This is a genomic window from Specibacter sp. NPDC057265, assembly GCF_042668835.1.
In the GTDB taxonomy this organism is placed as follows: domain Bacteria; phylum Actinomycetota; class Actinomycetes; order Actinomycetales; family Micrococcaceae; genus Specibacter.
Genome location: NZ_JBHUYE010000005.1, coordinates 169149 through 185593, shown reverse-complemented (window position 1 = coordinate 185593; position 16445 = coordinate 169149). Strand labels below are relative to the sequence as shown.

Below are 16445 nucleotides of genomic sequence, written 5' to 3'. Positions count from 1 at the left end.
GTCCTTTCAAAGGTGGAAACCAGGGGTGGACTGTGACGGGCCTACGGGATGAGGGCCCTGACAATGAAGATCATGGTGACCAGGAATCCGGTGAGGTAGTTCAGCCACAAAAAGCGTTTCCAGGCCACGTTGACGGTTTCCGAGCTGGCGTCGGTGACCCGCAGGTGGATGCCCACATTGATCAGGTAGGGCACCGCCAAAAATGCTGCGGCGGGCACCTGGGTCCACAACATCAGCACGCCGGCCAGGGCGTAGGAAATAAAGGCAAAACCGACGGTGAACCGCGCACCCAGCACGGTGGCAACCGAAGCGAGTCCGCCTTCACGGTCAGGGACAATGTCCTGCACGGCGCCGAAGGCGTGGCTGGCCATGCCCCACAGGAAAAAAGCCACCAGGATGGCCCACAGGCCGGCGGTGAACTCCGCCTGGACCAAAACCAGGGCATACACGGCCGGGGAGACAAAGTGGGTGCTGGAGGTCAGTGAATCCAGGAAGGGACGTTCCTTGAAACGCAGTTTGGGGGCGCTGTAGGCCACCACCGCGAACAGGGAAACGGTCAGGGCGGTGTTGGCGGCCCACCCACCCTGCGTTGCCAGCAACACCACAAAGGGAACGGGCAGCAGCGTTGATGCGGCCAGCACCAGGCGGTGTTGGCTGCGGTCCAGGACGGCGCCCTCCACTCCCCCCTTGCGGGCATTGAGCAGATCCGATTCATAGTCAAAGACGTCATTGACCCCGTACATGAGCAGATTGTAGGGGATCAGGAAAAACAAGGTGCCCACCACAAGCACCCAGTCAATGCGGCCGGTGACCAGAAAATACGCGGCGGCAAAGGGGTAGGCGGTATTGATCCAGGACACCGGCCGGGAGGTCATAAACAAATTCTTCATGCCCGGCTCCGCCCGGTGAACGCCAGCCACAAACCGCCCAGGAACAGCACTGCCCCGGCCGGGTAGGCAAAGTCCTCAATGGGGGCCAGGCCCACGTGGAACCCCTGCAGGGTGTGGCCGGCGTAGTCAAAGAGCCCGGAGGCAATCATGATGTTGTCAAAGATGGCAGTGAGCACCACCAGCACCACCATGGCCACCACTGCGGCGCCGGCGGCCTTGCGTTTTTCAGCGCTGCGCCACAACCCCACGGCAAAGAGCAGGGCGGCCGCGGAGAGGAAAATAATGTTCAGCTCCACAAAGCTCATTGCCGCCCCACCCCCGCGTGCCGGTCCGCGGCCACACCGCGGCGGGTACGGCGGCTAATCCGGTGCTCCACAAGGCGTTGGGCCACGGTGAACAGGATCATGGTTTGGTAGCACAGGAACAACAGGAAGAAGCCTTCCTCCAGGGGCAGCTGTTCACCAATCATGATCCCTGTCATGAGCGCTGAATCGCGGTGCAGGAAAATTCCGGCGGCAATGGCCGCAACGTCCCACACAAGAAAGAACGCCGTGCCCAGGATCAGGACCGCGGCACCGGCTGCGGGCCGGTGGAACAAAAACAGCTTCCAACGCGCATCAGTGAGGGCCATGCAGCCCAACAGGGCCAGCAAAATCAGTAGATAAGTCATGAACCATCCACTGCCTGCCGGGTGCTGGAAACGGCCGCGGACGGCTCCGGCACGGGACCAACCGCGGTATCGCCGCGGACCAGCTTCAGGACAATTTCGGCGCTGATCATGCACATGGGCACGCCAATGCCGGGACGCACCGAGCTGCCCGCGTAGAACAGGCCGGCCACCTTGGCGTTGCTGTTGCCCGGGCGCAAAAACGCGCTTTGTCCCAGGGTGTGCGCCAAGCCCAGGGCGCTGCCCTGCCAGGCATTGAAGTCCTCGGCAAAATCGCCCGGACCATAGCTGCGGCGGACCACAATGCGTTCGGCCAGATCGGGGGTGTTGGTCCACTGGGCCAGCTGCGCAATGGCGGCATCGGCAACCTTTTCCACCTGCGCCGAGCCGCCGCCGTCGAGCCCGCCCTTGCCCCACCGGGTCAGCGCAGGCGCCGGAACCAAAATGAACAGGTTCTCATCCCCCGCCGGCGCCACTGAGCGATCCGTGGCGCTGGGCCGGCACACATACAGCGAGGTGCTCTCACCCAGGGCCTGGCCGTCGGCGATCCGGGCAAAGTTCTCCTGCCAGTCTTCGGTGAACAGCAGGTTGTGGTGGGCCAGTTCCGGCAGGGTCCCCTGCACGCCCAGGCAGACCAGCACGGCGCTGATGCCCGGATCGGCGCGCTGCCACTGCCGGCTGCTGCGGCTGCGCAGTTCCTGGGGCAGCAGCGCCGATTCCACATGGTGCAGATCGGCGGCGCCCACCACCAGGCTTGCCGCCGTACGCTGCGCCACACCGTTGCCATCCTGCCAGGACACCGACGCGCAGCGCGCCACCTTCGCATCCGGAACAGTGTTGATGGCCGTGGCCGTGGCGCCGGTGACAATGCGCACGCCCGCAGCCCGGGCCACGCGCTCCATGGCATCAACCAGCGCGGCAAATCCACCCTGCGGGTACAGCACGCCGTCCTGCAGATCCAAATGGCTCATCAAATGGTAGATCGAAGGCGCCTTGTAGGGGCTGGTGCCTAAAAACACGGCCGGGTAGCCCAGGACCTTTTGCTGCAGGGGATGGGAAAAACGGGCAGCAACATGGCCATGAAGTTTGCGCAGCAGCAATTGCGCAAGCTTGGGTGCATGGCGGAGCACCGCGGGGCTCAGCAGGCCCTTGAGGTTGCTGAAGGGATCGTACAGGAAGTGTTTTTTGGCCAGCTCATAGGCCTGCTGGGCGGAGTCCAAATACTGTGCCAGGGTGGCGCCGGAGCCCTTTTGCTGGGATTCAAACAAATCCATGGCATCGGCGCGTCCCGTACGCACATTGGTGGGCCGGGCGCCGTCGTCCGTGGGGGCGCTGAACAATTTGTAGGCCGGATCAAGTCTCTCCAGCGTCAACTCCGCCTCGGCGCTGGTGCCCATGAGCTTGAACCAGTGGTCAATGACCTCTGGCATCAAGTACCAGCTGGGACCGGTGTCAAAGACAAAGTTATGGCTTTCCCACCGGCCGGCACGGCCGCCCAAGGTGTCCTGCTTTTCCAAAATGGTCACGTGGTGGCCATCGCGCGCCAACAGTGCGGCCGTGGCCAGCCCGGAAATTCCGCCGCCAATGACCACACACTGCTGTGTCTGGGCCTGCTTCATGGCCGGAGTCCTTCCGTGGCGGGTGTGGGCATGTTTTCCTGGGCGGCCAGGGGCCGGGTGAAGACCGCCACCACAATCAGGGCCTTTTGCCAGCCGGGGACACGCACGCGGCGGCTGGTCAACTTTTCCGCGGGAATCCCGGCAATTCTATTGACCAGCGCCAGGAACAGGTCGTGGGCCAGGCGCACGGAACGGCGGGCGGCGGGCGCCAGATGGGGCATGCCCTGGCGTGCCACGGCCAGATCATGGCGGATGTCATCAAGGAGCTGCTGCTTGTGCACCTCGCTGAACACGGTGGGGTCAAGGCCGGGAAAGTAAAAGCGGCCAAGATCTGAGCTGTCCGCTCCCAGGTCACGCAAGAAGTTCACTTTCTGAAACGCCGCCCCCAAGGCACGGGCCGAGGCCACCAGTTCCTCCTCGTGGCCGGTCCGGGACTTGTCCATGGCCTGGAAGACTTTCAGGCACATCAGTCCCACCACCTCGGCGGAACCATAGATGTACTGGGCCAGGGTCTGTTCCGAGTGCACGCTTTCAAGGACGTCCGTGCGCATGGATTCAAAGAACGGCCGGGTCAGCGAGGAATCGATGCCCGTGCTGCGTGCCGTGAGGGCAAAGGCGTGGACCACCATATTTGTGCTGTAGCCGCAGGCCATGGCACGTTCCGTTTCCTGCTCCAAATGATCCAGGTGCCAGCACACGTCCTGGGCGTTGAGGCCGGCCGCCGCGGCTGCCCCATCAACCACCTCGTCAGCGACCCGCACCAGGGCGTAAATGTTCTCAATGTGGCGGCGCTGCCGGGTGCCCAGCATCAGGCAGGCCATGCCAAACGACGTCGAATAGCTGCCAATGACCACCCCGGCACTGCGCGTCGCCGTGGCCGAATAGTGCCCCAGAGGGTCGTTCCCCATGGTCAATTCCTCCTGGTTAGGACGTAATCACAAATATTGGAAAGTTCGGCGTACAGGGTGGGCGGCAATTCCAGCTCCACGGCCCGCCCCAAGGCATCGTTGATCAGGGATTCGGCCAGCTCCACGGCAAAGTTGCGGGCACCAATTTGATGCAGCACTTCCCGGAGCTCCCCCGTTTGCGCCTGGCCGTTGCGGAACGATTCCAGCATCGCGGCAAACTCCGGCGAGCCGGCGGCATAGGTGGTCAAGATGGTGCGCTTGCCCTCGCGCAGATCAGAATCCACTGACTTTCCGGTCTCGGAGGATTGCCCGAAGGTGCCCAAGACATCATCAATGACTTGATAGGCGATCCCAATGTCACGGCCCACGGTGGCCAACGCGTCGGCGGTGGACACGGACTCACCTGCCAGCAGGGCTCCGGCCCGCAACGGGGTTTCAAAGGAATAGACGGCGGTTTTCAGGCGCTCCATCTTCAAAACCTCCGGCATTTGCGCCGCCAGCCCGCCCAGGGAAAACAGCAGGTCATCAAGCTCACCGGCGGCCGAGGCGAAAATCGCTTCGTGCACGGCCCCCAGGATCAAGGCGCTGTTGGGATGGTTTTTGGCAGCGGTGCCCGCCAGCCGCAGGGATCCCGTCAACAGCAGGTCGCCGGCAATGATCGCGGCGGCAAAACCCGCATGCTCGGCGTCCTGGGCATTCTGGCCCAAGGTGGCTGCCATGTCCCGGTACGCAGCGCCCAGGGTGGGTGCGCCGCGACGCACAAAGTCCCGGTCAATGACGTCGTCGTGCACCAACAGGGCTGCATGCAGCACCTCAAAGGCCGCAGCGAGTTCGGCACCTGCGCGCCAGTTGCCGCCGCCAAATGCACCGTACGCCAGGTACACCAGCTTGGGGCGCATCCACTTCCCGCCCAGGGTTGCCTCCGCCATTTGCTCCCAGAGCACGCCGAAAGCAGGCGAATAGGCCCGTGCCCGCGCCGTGTGGCTTTGAAAATACTCGGTCAGCACGGTGTGGACCTGGGCTTTGAAGGCCGTCCAGTCCAGGTCCGGCGCTGCACCGGCGGGCGCTGCGCCGGCGGGCCGGCCGGGCTGTGCGGAGAACCCATCAGCGGCCTGCCCCGTCACCGGGTTTCGCTGCGGCTCTCCGGTGGGGGAAGCGGTGCTGCCTTCACCGCCCAAGCGCTCGCCCAAAAGCGAGCTGTGTTTTTGCTGGGCACCTGACATCACTTTTCACCTTTGGCTGTTGTGTCTTCAATTCTTGCACTCTTGCCGGTCCATTCTGATTCCAAAACGGCGGCGCGGTTGTCCATCGCGTTCACCACTCCGGAAAGGAAATCCACAATGACACTTTGCTGCTCGGGGGCGTAACTGCGGATCTTGCTGTCCACATCCAAAATCATGGGCATGAGCTTTTCCATGGCAGACTTGACGGAATCCCCGCTGGGGGTAATGACCCAGCGTCGCCGGTCCGTGGGGTGCGGTGTGCGGCCTGCGTGGCCCTTGTTGACCAGCCGGTCAATGACGGTTGTGGTGGCTGCGGGCGTGAGGTGCAGCAATTGGGCCAATTGGCCGGGGGTCATGCTCTTGGCTTTGATGAGGTGTTGCATGGCTTGGAAGTCGGTTTCATTGATGTCCATCTCCCGGCGCATCATGAATTCCATTTTTTCGTTCAGGACCAGAATTTTGCGCACCAAAAACGAGGCTTCGTGCATGGCGCCCCTGGGGGGTCCGCCGTGGCCTTCAGTCATTTGCCTCTCCCCGCTTGATAATAAGAAAATCTAATTACATAATGGTGTAACAAATCAATTTTGTCGACCTGAAGGGTACGCATCATGGCCAGTATTGCAGTAGCAGGAGCCACAGGGTACGTAGGCGGCCGATTGATTCCCTTGTTGTTGGCGGCCGGACACGAAGTGACCGTGCTGAGCCGCAATGTTCAAAAGCTGCGCGATGTGCCTTGGCGTGAGCGCGTCAAGACCGTGGAGGGATCCATGGAGCAGGCCCATGCTGCGGCGCAGTTGTGTGCCGGTGCCGACATTGTCTATTACCTGGTCCACTCCATGTCGGGGAGCAAGGGTGCCGCCGCCGATTTTGAAAAAGTCGAACGCCTTTGCGCCTTGAACTTGGGGCAGGCCGCCCGCGACGCCGGAGTCAAGCGTTTGGTGTACCTTTCAGGACTGCACCCCGAGGGAGAGTTGAGCCGTCATTTGTCTTCCCGCACCGAGGTGGGGGAGATTCTGTTGGCCTCCGGCGTGCCCACGGCGGTCCTGCAGGCGGGGCTGGTGATTGGTTCCGGCTCGGCAAGCTTTGAAATGATCAGGCACCTCACCGACGTCCTGCCGGTGATGCCGGCGCCGAAGTGGGTTTTGAATAAGATTCAGCCCATTGCCGTCAGGGATGCGCTGCACTACCTCATGGGCGCCGCGGAGCTGCCCAGCACACTGAACCGGACGTTCGACATTGGCGGTCCGGATGTTCTGACGTACGCGCAAATGATGCGTGGCTATGCTGCAATGGCCGGTTTGCGCAGTCCCACCATTATTGCCCTGCCGGTGCTGACCCCATGGCTGGCCGCCCAGTGGGTCAATTTGGTCACTCCCGTTCCCCGCAACCTGGCCATCCCGCTGGTGGAGTCCCTGCAACATGATTGCGTGGTGGCCGAGTCCGACATCATGGAATACATTCCCGAACCCGAGGGCGGCCTGACGTCCTACCGGCGGGCCGTGGAGCTGGCGCTGCGCAAAATCCAGGCCGACGCCGTGGAAACCACCTGGGCCACCGCCCATGCCCTCAGCGCGCCGGCGGAACCGCTTCCCAGTGATCCGGAGTGGGCCGGACAAAAGGTCTTCACCGATGAGCGCAGCAAGGCCACTGCCGCCCCGGCCAGCAAGGTCTGGGCGGTGGTGGAGGGCATTGGCGGGGAGAACGGTTACTACTCCCTGCCCTTTGCCTGGACCGTGCGTGGCTGGATGGACAAGCTGGCTGGCGGGGTGGGACTGGCGCGTGGACGGCGCAGCCCCAATCATCTCCAGCTCAATGACACCGTGGACTGGTGGCGCGTGGAAACCCTCGAACGTGGGCACTTGTTGCGGCTCCGCGCGGAAATGATTGTTCCTGGGCGCGCTTGGCTGGAATTTGAAGTCACCCCCGCTAAGGAAGACGATGGCAGCGTCTTCCGGCAACGGGCCATTTTCTTCCCCCGCGGCCTATGGGGCCGTTTGTACTGGCTGGCCGTGCTGCCGTTCCACGGAGTCATTTTCAAGAACATGGCCAGCCGGATCACTGCCGCGGCTGCCCGGGTTGAACAGGTGCGGGAGCAGGGCAGCTAGGGGCGTCTCCACCCGCAGCAGGATGTTTTGCGCTTCCGCTCCAGCCTAGAGTTGAAGCTGTGATTATGCATGCCATCTACGACTGGTTCCGCCAGCACCGCTTTGCTGTGGACTTTGTCCTCATGGGCGCATTGTGGCTGATGTTCACGCCGCTCAGTGTCATAGACGGCGGATATGACGCCTCCCTAAGGGATTCCCTCATTGCCGGAGCCTTTGCCACGGCGCTGGTGGTTCCCCTGGCTTGGCGGCGCACGCGCACCGTGTGGGCCGGTGGAGCCATTGCCGCGGTGGCGCTGCTGCAGTGGGCGGTGGGGGTGCAACCCATGGCCGCCAACCTGGCTGTGCCGCTCATTCTCTATGCCCTGGCCGCTTTTGGGCCGCGATGGGCCAGCCTGGGAGGTCTGGCGCTGGCCCTGGCGGGCTCGGTTTTATTGGTCACCCGGTACTTCTATCAATTGACCCTGTTCACCCTGGGCGAGCTGCCGTATGCGCTGGTGATCATTTTCATGGTGTGGGTGCTGGTGCTGTTCAGCTGGACGGCAGGGGACCTCACCCGCACCAAACGCCTGCGCGAACAAGCCCTCTCGGATCGCGCGCACCGCCTGGAAATTGAGGCCCAGCACGAGCGCGCGCTTGCCGCCAGTGATGAACGCGCCCACATTGCCCGCGAAATGCATGACATCGTGGCCCATTCCCTCTCCGTCATCATCACCCAGGCCGACGGCGCACGCTACGCGGCGGTGGCCCATCCTGAGATCGCTCCGGAAACCCTGGCCACCATTGCCGCCACGGGGCGTTCCTCCCTGCAGGAAATGCGCCGGCTCTTGGGAGTGCTGCGTGGTGACGCGGAAGTCTCCACGCGGCCGCTGCCTGGCCTGGCTGACCTGGACGAACTGCTGCTGGGGATCCGCGCCACAGGGCTGGCCGTCACGTGCACGCTCTCGGGAGAGGCCCGCCGGCAGCTGCCACCCGGGGCTGAACTCAGCGCCTACCGCGTGGTTCAAGAAGGCTTGACCAATGTCATTAAACACGCCGGTCCCAATGCCGTGGCCACTGTAAATCTGATTTGGAACGCCCGTGGCCTGGAAATCACGGTCCAGGACAATGGACGCGGCGGGGAGCGCGGCGATGCTGCGGATGCCGGCACGGGCAATGGCTTGCGCGGCATGGCCGAGCGCATCAAACTCTATGACGGCACACTTTCAGCAGCCCCGCTCAGCGGTGGCGGTTTCGGCATTGCGGCATTCATCCCCTACACGGAGCATTGAAATCATGACAAGCAACTCCCCCATCCGCGTGGCACTGGTTGATGATCAACAGCTGGTTCGTTCCGGCTTGGCCATGCTCATTAATTCCCAGGCCGACCTTGAGGTGGTCCTGCAGGCAGGCAACGGCATTGAGGCACTCGCCGGGCTCTCCGGCACGGCCGCCGACGTGGTGCTCATGGATGTGCGCATGCCGGGCATGGACGGACTTGAAACCACGGGAAAACTCATGGAACGCGTCAAGGTTGCCCCTTCCGGATCCTGGCTGTCCCAGTTGAAGATCGTGGTGCTGACCACCTTTGACCTGGATGAGTACGCCTTGGCGGCCATCCAGGCCGGAGCCAGCGGGTTTTTGCTCAAGGACGCTCCCCCGGAGGAATTATTGGGCGCCATCAGGACCGTCTTTGCCGGCGACGCCGTCATTGCCCCCTCCACCACGCGCAGGCTGCTGGATCATGTGGCACCCATGCTTTCAGCCCCAAGCCCGGCAAAGGACATCCACTCCGCAGCTGTTGCCAGCTTGACCGCCCGCGAACATGAGGTGTTTGTGCTCATCGCCAACGGCCTCTCGAACCCCGAAATTGCCCGGCAGCTCTTCGTTTCCGAAGCCACCGTGAAAACGCATGTGGGGCATATTCTGGCCAAGCTCCAGGCGCGGGACCGCGTGCAGCTTGTGGTGATTGCCTACGAGACCGGAATTGTTTCCCCCCGCTAAACGCTGCCTCCGCCTTCCCCGCCGCCCCGCCGCGAACCCGCGAGCCCGCGAACCCGCGAACCCGCGAGCCCGCGAACCCGCGAACCCGCAGATAATGTCCCTACTAGCCGCTGAAGGGGACATTATCTGCGGATTGGCGTCCGGACCAGGCCGCGAGCGCCGGGGGAATGGAATTGCGCACCGCTTGGGCACTGACTCCGCACGTGGCCGGACACCCCTTGGGCACTCCCGGGGCCCGGCCACCCGCCCATGACATGATTCCCCGCAGCAATTTGACGGCATCGCTCCGCCGGCAAGGACTGCCGTCTCCGTCCCAGGTAGGAGAGCACTTCATGGATTGTCCGCCGATCTCCACCCCTGCTCCGATCCGCACACCATGGACTGATAAATAGGGTGGAATCATGACCACCACAACACAGCACACGCAACAAACACTGGCCGTTCAGGCCCGCGGGCTTCGCAAGAACTTTGGCAAGGGCGACACCGAGGTGACAGCCTTGAAGGGTGTGGACCTTGACTTCCCCGCCGGTCAGTTCACAGCCATCATGGGCCCGTCGGGTTCCGGAAAATCGACCCTCATGCATTGCCTGGCCGGCCTGGACACGGTCACCGCCGGCACCATCCACCTCGGCGGCACGGAATTGACAGCCCTCAATGACAAGGCGCTCACGCAGCTCCGACGGGACCGGATTGGCTTTGTCTTCCAGGCCTTCAACCTGGTGCCCACTCTCAGCGCCGAAGCCAACATCACTTTGCCGGTGGCCCTGGCCGGGGGCACCGTGGACAAGGAATGGTTCCAGTACATCACCACCACCCTGGGACTCAATGGCAGACTCAAGCACAAACCCCATGAACTCTCCGGCGGCCAGCAGCAGCGCGTCGCGGTGGCCCGTGCACTCCTGACCCGCCCCGACGTCATTTTTGGTGACGAGCCCACCGGCAACCTCGATTCACGCTCCGGGGCGGAGGTCCTGGGCATGCTGCAGCACTCCTCCCGGGAAATGGGACAGAGCATCATCATGGTCACCCACGATCCCGTCGCCGCGTCCTACGCGGACCGCGTGGTCTTGATGAACGACGGCGAACTGGTGGGCGAGCTGCTCGAACCCACCGCCGATTCCGTGCTGGCTTCCCTCGCCAAACTGGGGGCGTAATCCATGCTGGCACTAACCTTCAGTCAATTAAAGAGCCACTCCCGGCGATTCATTGCCATCACCTTGGCCGTGCTCCTCGCCGTGGCCTTCCTCTCAGCCACACTCATGGTCAATGCCTCCACCAAGGCCTCACTGAAAGCCAGCATCGGGCAGTCCTACGCGGCGGCTGAGATGGTGGTCTCCCCCAGCTACGAGCGGCCCCTGACACTTGCAGACGCGGAAAAGATCGCATTGTCTCCGCTGGTGGCACAGTCCTACCCGCAACTGAGCGTTTATGCCCAATCAGATCTGGGCAAGGCAGCACTTGGCGCCAGCTTGCGGAACCTGCCGGAACATCCGCAGCTGCAGCCCGTCAAGCTCTTGTCGGGCAGCTGGCCTGCCAATGACACGGAAGTGACTGTGGATGAGGTGACCGCCGGGCGCAATGAGCTGACAGTGGGCAGCACCGTAAGCCTCAGCGGCCCGGCGCAGCCGGACGCGGCATCGGGTGTTGACACCGAACCAGTGCTTGCTGCCACCATCAGCGGGATCATGGCAGCCTCATCCAATCCCATTGATCAGGGCACTGCGCAGTTCGTGGGGACCCGGTCCGCCGTGGAGCAGCTGGGGTCCGCGGACCTGGCACCGGAGCACATCACCTTGAACCTGGTGGCCGGAACATCCACCAGTGAAGCCAAGACCGCCTTGGCCGCGGCACTGGACAGGCCCGAAGGCGCCATCCTGACCACGGATGAGATGACCACCCAAATGGTTGCCTCGTTCACCGGCGGCGATGACCAGCTCACCATTGTGCTGCTTGCCTTCGCCGCAGTTGCCTTGCTGGTGGCCACCTTGGTGGTGGCGAACACCTTCTCGGTGATCATTGCCCAGCGGACCCGTGAACTTGCGCTGCTGCGCTGCATTGGTGCCGGCAGGGGCCAGATCCGGCGCTCGGTGGTCATGGAGGCGCTGGTGGTGGGCCTGGTGGCCTCGGTCCTTGGTGTGGCCGCGGCCACGGGCACCATGGCACTGGTGGTTGGCGTGCTGGGCCAAAATCCCGACTTCAATTTCGCGGTGTTGGCGGTTCCGCCGTCGGCCGTCATTGCCGGCCTGCTCGTGGGAACTGTCCTGACGGTCCTGGCCTCGCTGGTCCCGGCACGGGCTGCAACCGCGGTGGCTCCCCTGGCTGCGCTGCGCCCGGCCGACGACGTCTCCGTCCACAATGCCGGCGGCGTCATCCGGTTGATCAGCGGTGTGGTGTTGCTGCTGGCCGGCGGCGCGGGCCTGGTTGCCGGTGGCATGACCGCCAACCTCCCGCTGGCACTGCCTGCCGGTGCAGCGTCCTTTGTGGGCTTTTTGATGGCGGCAAGCCTCTTTGTGCCCAAGCTGGTGTCCTTCGCCGGGACCTTGGCCCGTCCTGCGGGTGTGCCGGGGAGGATGGCAGCGGAGAATGCCGTGCGGAACCCGCGCCGGACCACCGCCACGGCCTCGGCCCTGCTGATTGGGGTCACCCTGGTCACCATGATGATGACAGGTGCCGCCACTGCCCGCACCGCCCTGGACTCGGAACTGGCCAGCAGCTACCCGGTGGACATGCTGGTGCGCAACATCCCCGGCAGCCCCCGCATTGCCGACAGCGCCGTGGCCCAGGCGGCGCAGCTGCCGGGCGTGAAGCACATTGCCCGCCTGGAACTGGTGGGCACCGTGGAAAGCGGCGGCACCACCTTGGACGCCTATGGAATTTCCGACGCCGACGCCCAGGCCGTGCTGTCCACCCCCGGCAACCGGCCCAGCGGGACCACTGCCGTCATTCCCAGGAACTTCTTTAGTGATTCGGTGGCCCTGACGGCCGGTGCGCAAAGCACCAACCTCACAGCCGTCCCTTCCACCACCGACAGCTTCGCCGCCATTGTGTCCCTGGATTCCTTCGTGCCCCTGCCCGCCGGGGACCCGCTTTACCAGGACACGGCGGCACCGTTGTGGATTGCCGTGGACGCTTCACTCGACGCCAATGCCGCTCTGGACCTGCAGTCCGAACTGGCCAGCACCTTGGGCGTGGAACTGTTCCAAGTGGACGGGGCGGTGCTGGAGAAGATCATGTTCAACCAGGTCATCGACCTGCTGTTGCTGGTGGTCACGGGGCTGTTGGCCGTGGCGGTCTTCATTGCCCTCATTGGGGTGGCCAACACCCTGTCCCTGTCCGTTTTGGAACGGACCCGGGAGAACTCGCTGCTGCGGGCGCTGGGGCTGACCCGCGGACAACTGCGCGGGATGCTGGCCCTGGAAGCCGTCCTCATTGCCGGCGTGGCCGCCGTCATTGGGTCGGTTCTAGGCGCCGTGTACGGCTGGGCCGGGGCGCAGTCCGCCCTGGGCTCCTTCGCCGAGGTCACAGCCGTGATCCCGTGGGTGCAAATTGCTGCGGTGGTGGTGGTGGCTGCCGTGGCCGGGCTGCTGGCCTCCGTGGTGCCGGCACGCCGGGCCGCCAAGCTCTCCCCCGTGCAGGGGCTGGCCATGGATTGACATGGCCACGGCACAAAAACGACCCTGCGGCAGGTGCCGCAGGGTCGTTTTGTGCTTTGCCAGAGTCCGTCAGGGCGCGGCCGGCTCCTCGTAGCGGGGGAAGATCGGCGTGGGGGCGGGCAGCTGCGTGCCTGCCACCAGCGGCGTGCCAAAGGCTGCGAAGGAGCGCACGGCGTCACCGGCGGCTGTGCCCTGGCCCAGCACCGTCAGCAGGGCGGCGCCGGCGTCGGGCATGACGGGCTGCACCAGCAGTGCCACCTTGCGCAGGACCTCGAGGGTCACATACAGCACCGTTTCCATGCGCGGCACATCCGTCTTGCGCAGCACCCACGGGGCCTGCTCGGCAAAGTAGGCGTTGGTCTCTCCCAGCACGTGCCAGATCCGCTCCAGCGAACCGTGGAAGTCCTGCTGCTGGTAGGCGGCGCGCGAATGCGCCAGCAGGGCATCGGCAGCAGCCAAAATGGCCTCGTCCGCGGCAGTGAACGCACCGGGGGTGGGCACCACGCCGGCGCAGTTCTTGGCCACCATGGACAGGGAACGCTGCGCCAGATTGCCCAGGTTGTTGGCAAGATCTGCGTTCATGCGGCCCACCACGGCGTCGTGGTTGTAGGAGCCGTCGGCACCGAAGGGGACTTCGCGCAGCAGGAAGAAGCGCACCTGGTCCAGCCCGTACTGGGCCACCCAGTCAGCCGGGGCCACCACATTGCCCAGGGACTTGGACATCTTCACGCCATTGTTGTGCAGGAAGCCGTGGATCATCACGCGCTTGGGCAGTTCCAGGCCGGCGGACATGAGGAACGCCGGCCAGTACACGGCGTGGAAGCGGGAAATGTCCTTGCCAATCACGTGCACGTCTGCGGGCCAGAACTTTGTGAAGGACTCGGAGTCCACCTCCGGGTAGCCCACAGCCGTCAGGTAGTTGGTGAGCGCGTCAACCCATACGTACATCACGTGCTTGTAGTTGCCGGGCACGGGGACGCCCCAGTCAAAGGTGGTGCGGCTGACGGAAAGGTCCTCAAGACCGCCCTTGACGAAGCTGATGACCTCATTGAAGCGGGTGCGCGGAGCGCCAAAGTCCGGCTGGTCCGCGTACAGGGCAAGCAGCTTGTCCTGGTAGTTGGACAGGCGGAAGAAGTAGCTCTCCTCTTCGGTCCAGGTCAGTTCGGTGTCGGTGACCTTGGAGTAACGCACCCCGTCCGCACGCAGCTCGGTCTCGTCCTCACCGTAGTAGGCCTCGTCGCGGACGGAGTACCAGCCCTCGTACTTACCCAGGTAGATGTCCCCGGCAGCCTCCATCTTGCGCCAAATGGCCTGGGAGGCGGCGTAGTGGTCGGCGTCGGTGGTGCGGATGAACCTGTCATAGCTGATGCCCAGGGCCGCGTGGGCCTGCTGGTACACGGCGGCATTGCGGTCCACGAGCTCCTTGGGCGTGATGCCTTCCTTCTCGGCCGCCTGCGCAATTTTCATGCCGTGCTCATCGGTGCCGGTCACGAACATCACGTCAAAGCCGTCGAGCCGCTTGAAGCGGGCCATGGCGTCGGTGGCAATGTACTCGTAGGCGTGCCCAATGTGCGGGACACCGTTGGGGTACGTGATGGCAGTGGTGAGGTAGTAAGGCGTCTTGGCCGATTCAGTAGATGTCACCTAAAGAATTTACCGCGAACCGGCCCCAAACATGGATTCGTGTCAGTGTTGGACCTTAAACCACGACGGCGGCGCCCGTTCAGGCGCCGCCGTCGTCAATGCCGGGTGGGGACTAATCCTCCAAATCAACTTCACGGATCATGGTGGCGCCAATGCCTGACTTGATGGCATCGAGCACCGGCTGCGGTACGGCGCTGTCGACGGTGATCAGGGCCAGGGCCTGGCCGCCTTCAATCTGGCGCGCCACCTGCATGCCGGCAATGTTGACGTCGTTTTCACCCAGCAGGCGCCCCAGGGTGCCCACCACGCCCGGGCGGTCGGAGTAGGAAATCACCAGCAGGTGGTCGCTCATGGGGATTTCCACTTCATAGCCGTTGACGGCCACAATCTTCTGGATCTGCTTGGGCCCCGTGAGCGTGCCGGAAACGGCGATCTGGGAATCATCGGACAAGGCACCGCGGATGCTGAGCACATTGCGGTAGTCCGCGGATTCGGCGGTGGTGATCAAGTTGGTGGCAATGCCGCGCTGCTGCGCCAAAACGGGGGCATTGACGTAGGAGACCTGCTCCGAAACAACATCCTTGAACACGCCCTTCAAGGCTGCCAGCTCCAGGGCCTTGACGTCCAGTGCGGCAATTTCACCGGCAACTTCAATGTCGATCTGCGTCACGGAGGCGTGGCTGAGGGCTGTGAAGATGCGGCCCAGCCTTTCAATCAACGGAATCCCCGGGCGCACTTCGGCGGCAATGACGCCACCGGCGACGTTGACGGCGTCGGGCACCAGTTCACCGGCCAACGCCAGGCGCACGGACTTGGCCACCGAGACGCCGGCCTTTTCCTGGGCTTCGTCGGTGGAGGCGCCCAGGTGCGGGGTGGCAATGACATTGTCCAGTTCCAGGAAGTCCACGTCCGTGGCCGGCTCCTTGACGAACACGTCAATGCCGGCGCCGGCAATTTCGCCCTCGCGCAGGGCAATGTTCAGGGCTGCTTCATCAATCAAACCGCCCCGGGCCACGTTGATGACGTAGGCGCTCTTCTTCATCTTCGCAAACGCCTCGGTGCCGATCATGCCCAGGGTCTCCGGTGTGCGCGGCATGTGGATGGTGATGAAGTCGGACTGCTCCAGCAGTTCATCCAGGCTCAGCAGCTGCACGCCCAGGCTCGCGGCGCGGGCGGAGGTGACGTAGGGATCGTAGGCCACAATGTCCATGCCGAAGGCCTTGGCGCGTTCGGTGATGAGCGCGCCAATGCGGCCCAGGCCAATGATGCCCAGCTTCTTTTCCAGCAGTTCCGTGCCGGTGTACTTGGAGCGCTTCCACTCGCCGTTCTTCAGCGCGGTGCTGGCCGCGGGGATGTGGCGGGCCAGGGACAGGATGTGCCCGATCGTCAGTTCGGCGGCGGAGACAATGTTCGACGTCGGCGCGTTGACCACCATGACCCCGGCCTGCGTGGCGGCCTTGATGTCCACGTTGTCCAGCCCCACGCCGGCACGTGCAATGACCTTCAGCTTTTTCGCTGCCGCAATGGCCTCCGCGTCCACCTGGGTTGCGGAGCGGACCAGGATCGCATCAACGTCAACAATGGCGGACAGCAGGGCGGAACGGTCGGCGCCGTCGGCGTGGCGGATCTCGAAATCGGGACCCAACGCCTCGATCGTGGCGGGCGAAAGTTCCTCAGCGAGGAGTACTACGGGCTTGGTGGCGCTCACCTGGTGACCTCTTTAGCTTTCAGTTGTGTTCTTGTGGGGATTTTGGTG

14 protein-coding genes are annotated in these 16445 nt (G+C 63.8%); 5 read left to right on the top strand and 9 right to left on the bottom strand.

All coding sequences use genetic code 11. The annotated features are described in order from the left end of the window. Positions 1-41: 41 nt before the first annotated feature. The 7 genes from ACFUCV_RS06040 to ACFUCV_RS06010 are packed head-to-tail and all read right to left on the bottom strand — an operon-like array spanning position 42 to position 5831. Positions 42-890, bottom strand: a complete 849-nt coding sequence (locus ACFUCV_RS06040; protein ID WP_380813308.1) for a prenyltransferase — start codon at positions 888-890, stop codon at positions 42-44. Beyond that, a complete protein-coding gene (locus ACFUCV_RS06035; protein ID WP_380813305.1) occupies positions 887-1195 on the bottom strand; it encodes a lycopene cyclase domain-containing protein in 309 nt (102 codons plus the stop codon). Before ACFUCV_RS06035 ends, ACFUCV_RS06040 begins: the two co-directional genes overlap by 4 nt. Continuing rightward, complete coding sequence (locus ACFUCV_RS06030; RefSeq protein WP_380813302.1) at positions 1192-1560, bottom strand: lycopene cyclase domain-containing protein; 369 nt, start codon at positions 1558-1560, stop codon at positions 1192-1194. Before ACFUCV_RS06030 ends, ACFUCV_RS06035 begins: the two co-directional genes overlap by 4 nt. Next, complete coding sequence (gene crtI / locus ACFUCV_RS06025; protein WP_380813299.1) at positions 1557-3176, bottom strand: phytoene desaturase family protein; 1620 nt, start codon at positions 3174-3176, stop codon at positions 1557-1559. Before crtI ends, ACFUCV_RS06030 begins: the two co-directional genes overlap by 4 nt. Next, positions 3173-4084 (bottom strand): phytoene/squalene synthase family protein, encoded by a 912-nt coding sequence (locus ACFUCV_RS06020; protein WP_380813296.1) that lies wholly within the window; start codon positions 4082-4084, stop codon positions 3173-3175. Before ACFUCV_RS06020 ends, crtI begins: the two co-directional genes overlap by 4 nt. Positions 4085-4086: 2 nt before the next feature. Continuing rightward, positions 4087-5307 (bottom strand): polyprenyl synthetase family protein, encoded by a 1221-nt coding sequence (locus ACFUCV_RS06015; RefSeq protein WP_380813293.1) that lies wholly within the window; start codon positions 5305-5307, stop codon positions 4087-4089. Further along, positions 5307-5831 carry a MarR family winged helix-turn-helix transcriptional regulator gene (locus ACFUCV_RS06010; RefSeq protein WP_380813290.1) on the bottom strand — a complete coding sequence of 175 codons (525 nt, stop codon included), beginning with the start codon at positions 5829-5831 and terminating at the stop codon, positions 5307-5309. Before ACFUCV_RS06010 ends, ACFUCV_RS06015 begins: the two co-directional genes overlap by 1 nt. 84 nt (positions 5832-5915) lie before the next feature. Here ACFUCV_RS06010 and ACFUCV_RS06005 point away from each other — a divergent pair, with 84 nt between their 5' ends. From ACFUCV_RS06005 to ACFUCV_RS05985, 5 genes are all read left to right on the top strand, one after another. After that, on the top strand, positions 5916-7412 hold the full coding sequence (locus ACFUCV_RS06005) for an SDR family oxidoreductase (protein ID WP_380813287.1): 1497 nt from the start codon (positions 5916-5918) through the stop codon (positions 7410-7412). 65 nt (positions 7413-7477) lie between these two features. Next, entirely contained in the window at positions 7478-8680 is a 1203-nt protein-coding gene (locus ACFUCV_RS06000) for a sensor histidine kinase (RefSeq protein WP_380813356.1), read from the top strand. 4 nt (positions 8681-8684) lie between these two features. Beyond that, positions 8685-9392 carry a response regulator gene (locus ACFUCV_RS05995; RefSeq protein WP_380813284.1) on the top strand — a complete coding sequence of 236 codons (708 nt, stop codon included), beginning with the start codon at positions 8685-8687 and terminating at the stop codon, positions 9390-9392. Between the two features lie 401 nt (positions 9393-9793). After that, positions 9794-10546, top strand: a complete 753-nt coding sequence (locus ACFUCV_RS05990; RefSeq protein ID WP_380813281.1) for an ABC transporter ATP-binding protein — start codon at positions 9794-9796, stop codon at positions 10544-10546. Positions 10547-10549: 3 nt separating this feature from the next. Next, on the top strand, positions 10550-13045 hold the full coding sequence (locus tag ACFUCV_RS05985) for an FtsX-like permease family protein (RefSeq protein WP_380813278.1): 2496 nt from the start codon (positions 10550-10552) through the stop codon (positions 13043-13045). A 69-nt stretch (positions 13046-13114) separates the two neighbouring features. On the opposite strand, the gene metG is transcribed toward ACFUCV_RS05985, so the two are convergent. Beyond that, the gene (gene metG, locus ACFUCV_RS05980; RefSeq protein ID WP_380813275.1) at positions 13115-14689 is read right to left on the bottom strand and encodes a methionine--tRNA ligase; all 1575 of its coding nucleotides are present in this window, start codon (positions 14687-14689) and stop codon (positions 13115-13117) included. Positions 14690-14801: 112 nt separating this feature from the next. After that, entirely contained in the window at positions 14802-16397 is a 1596-nt protein-coding gene (gene serA / locus ACFUCV_RS05975; protein WP_380813273.1) for a phosphoglycerate dehydrogenase, read from the bottom strand. Positions 16398-16445: the final 48 nt, after the last annotated feature.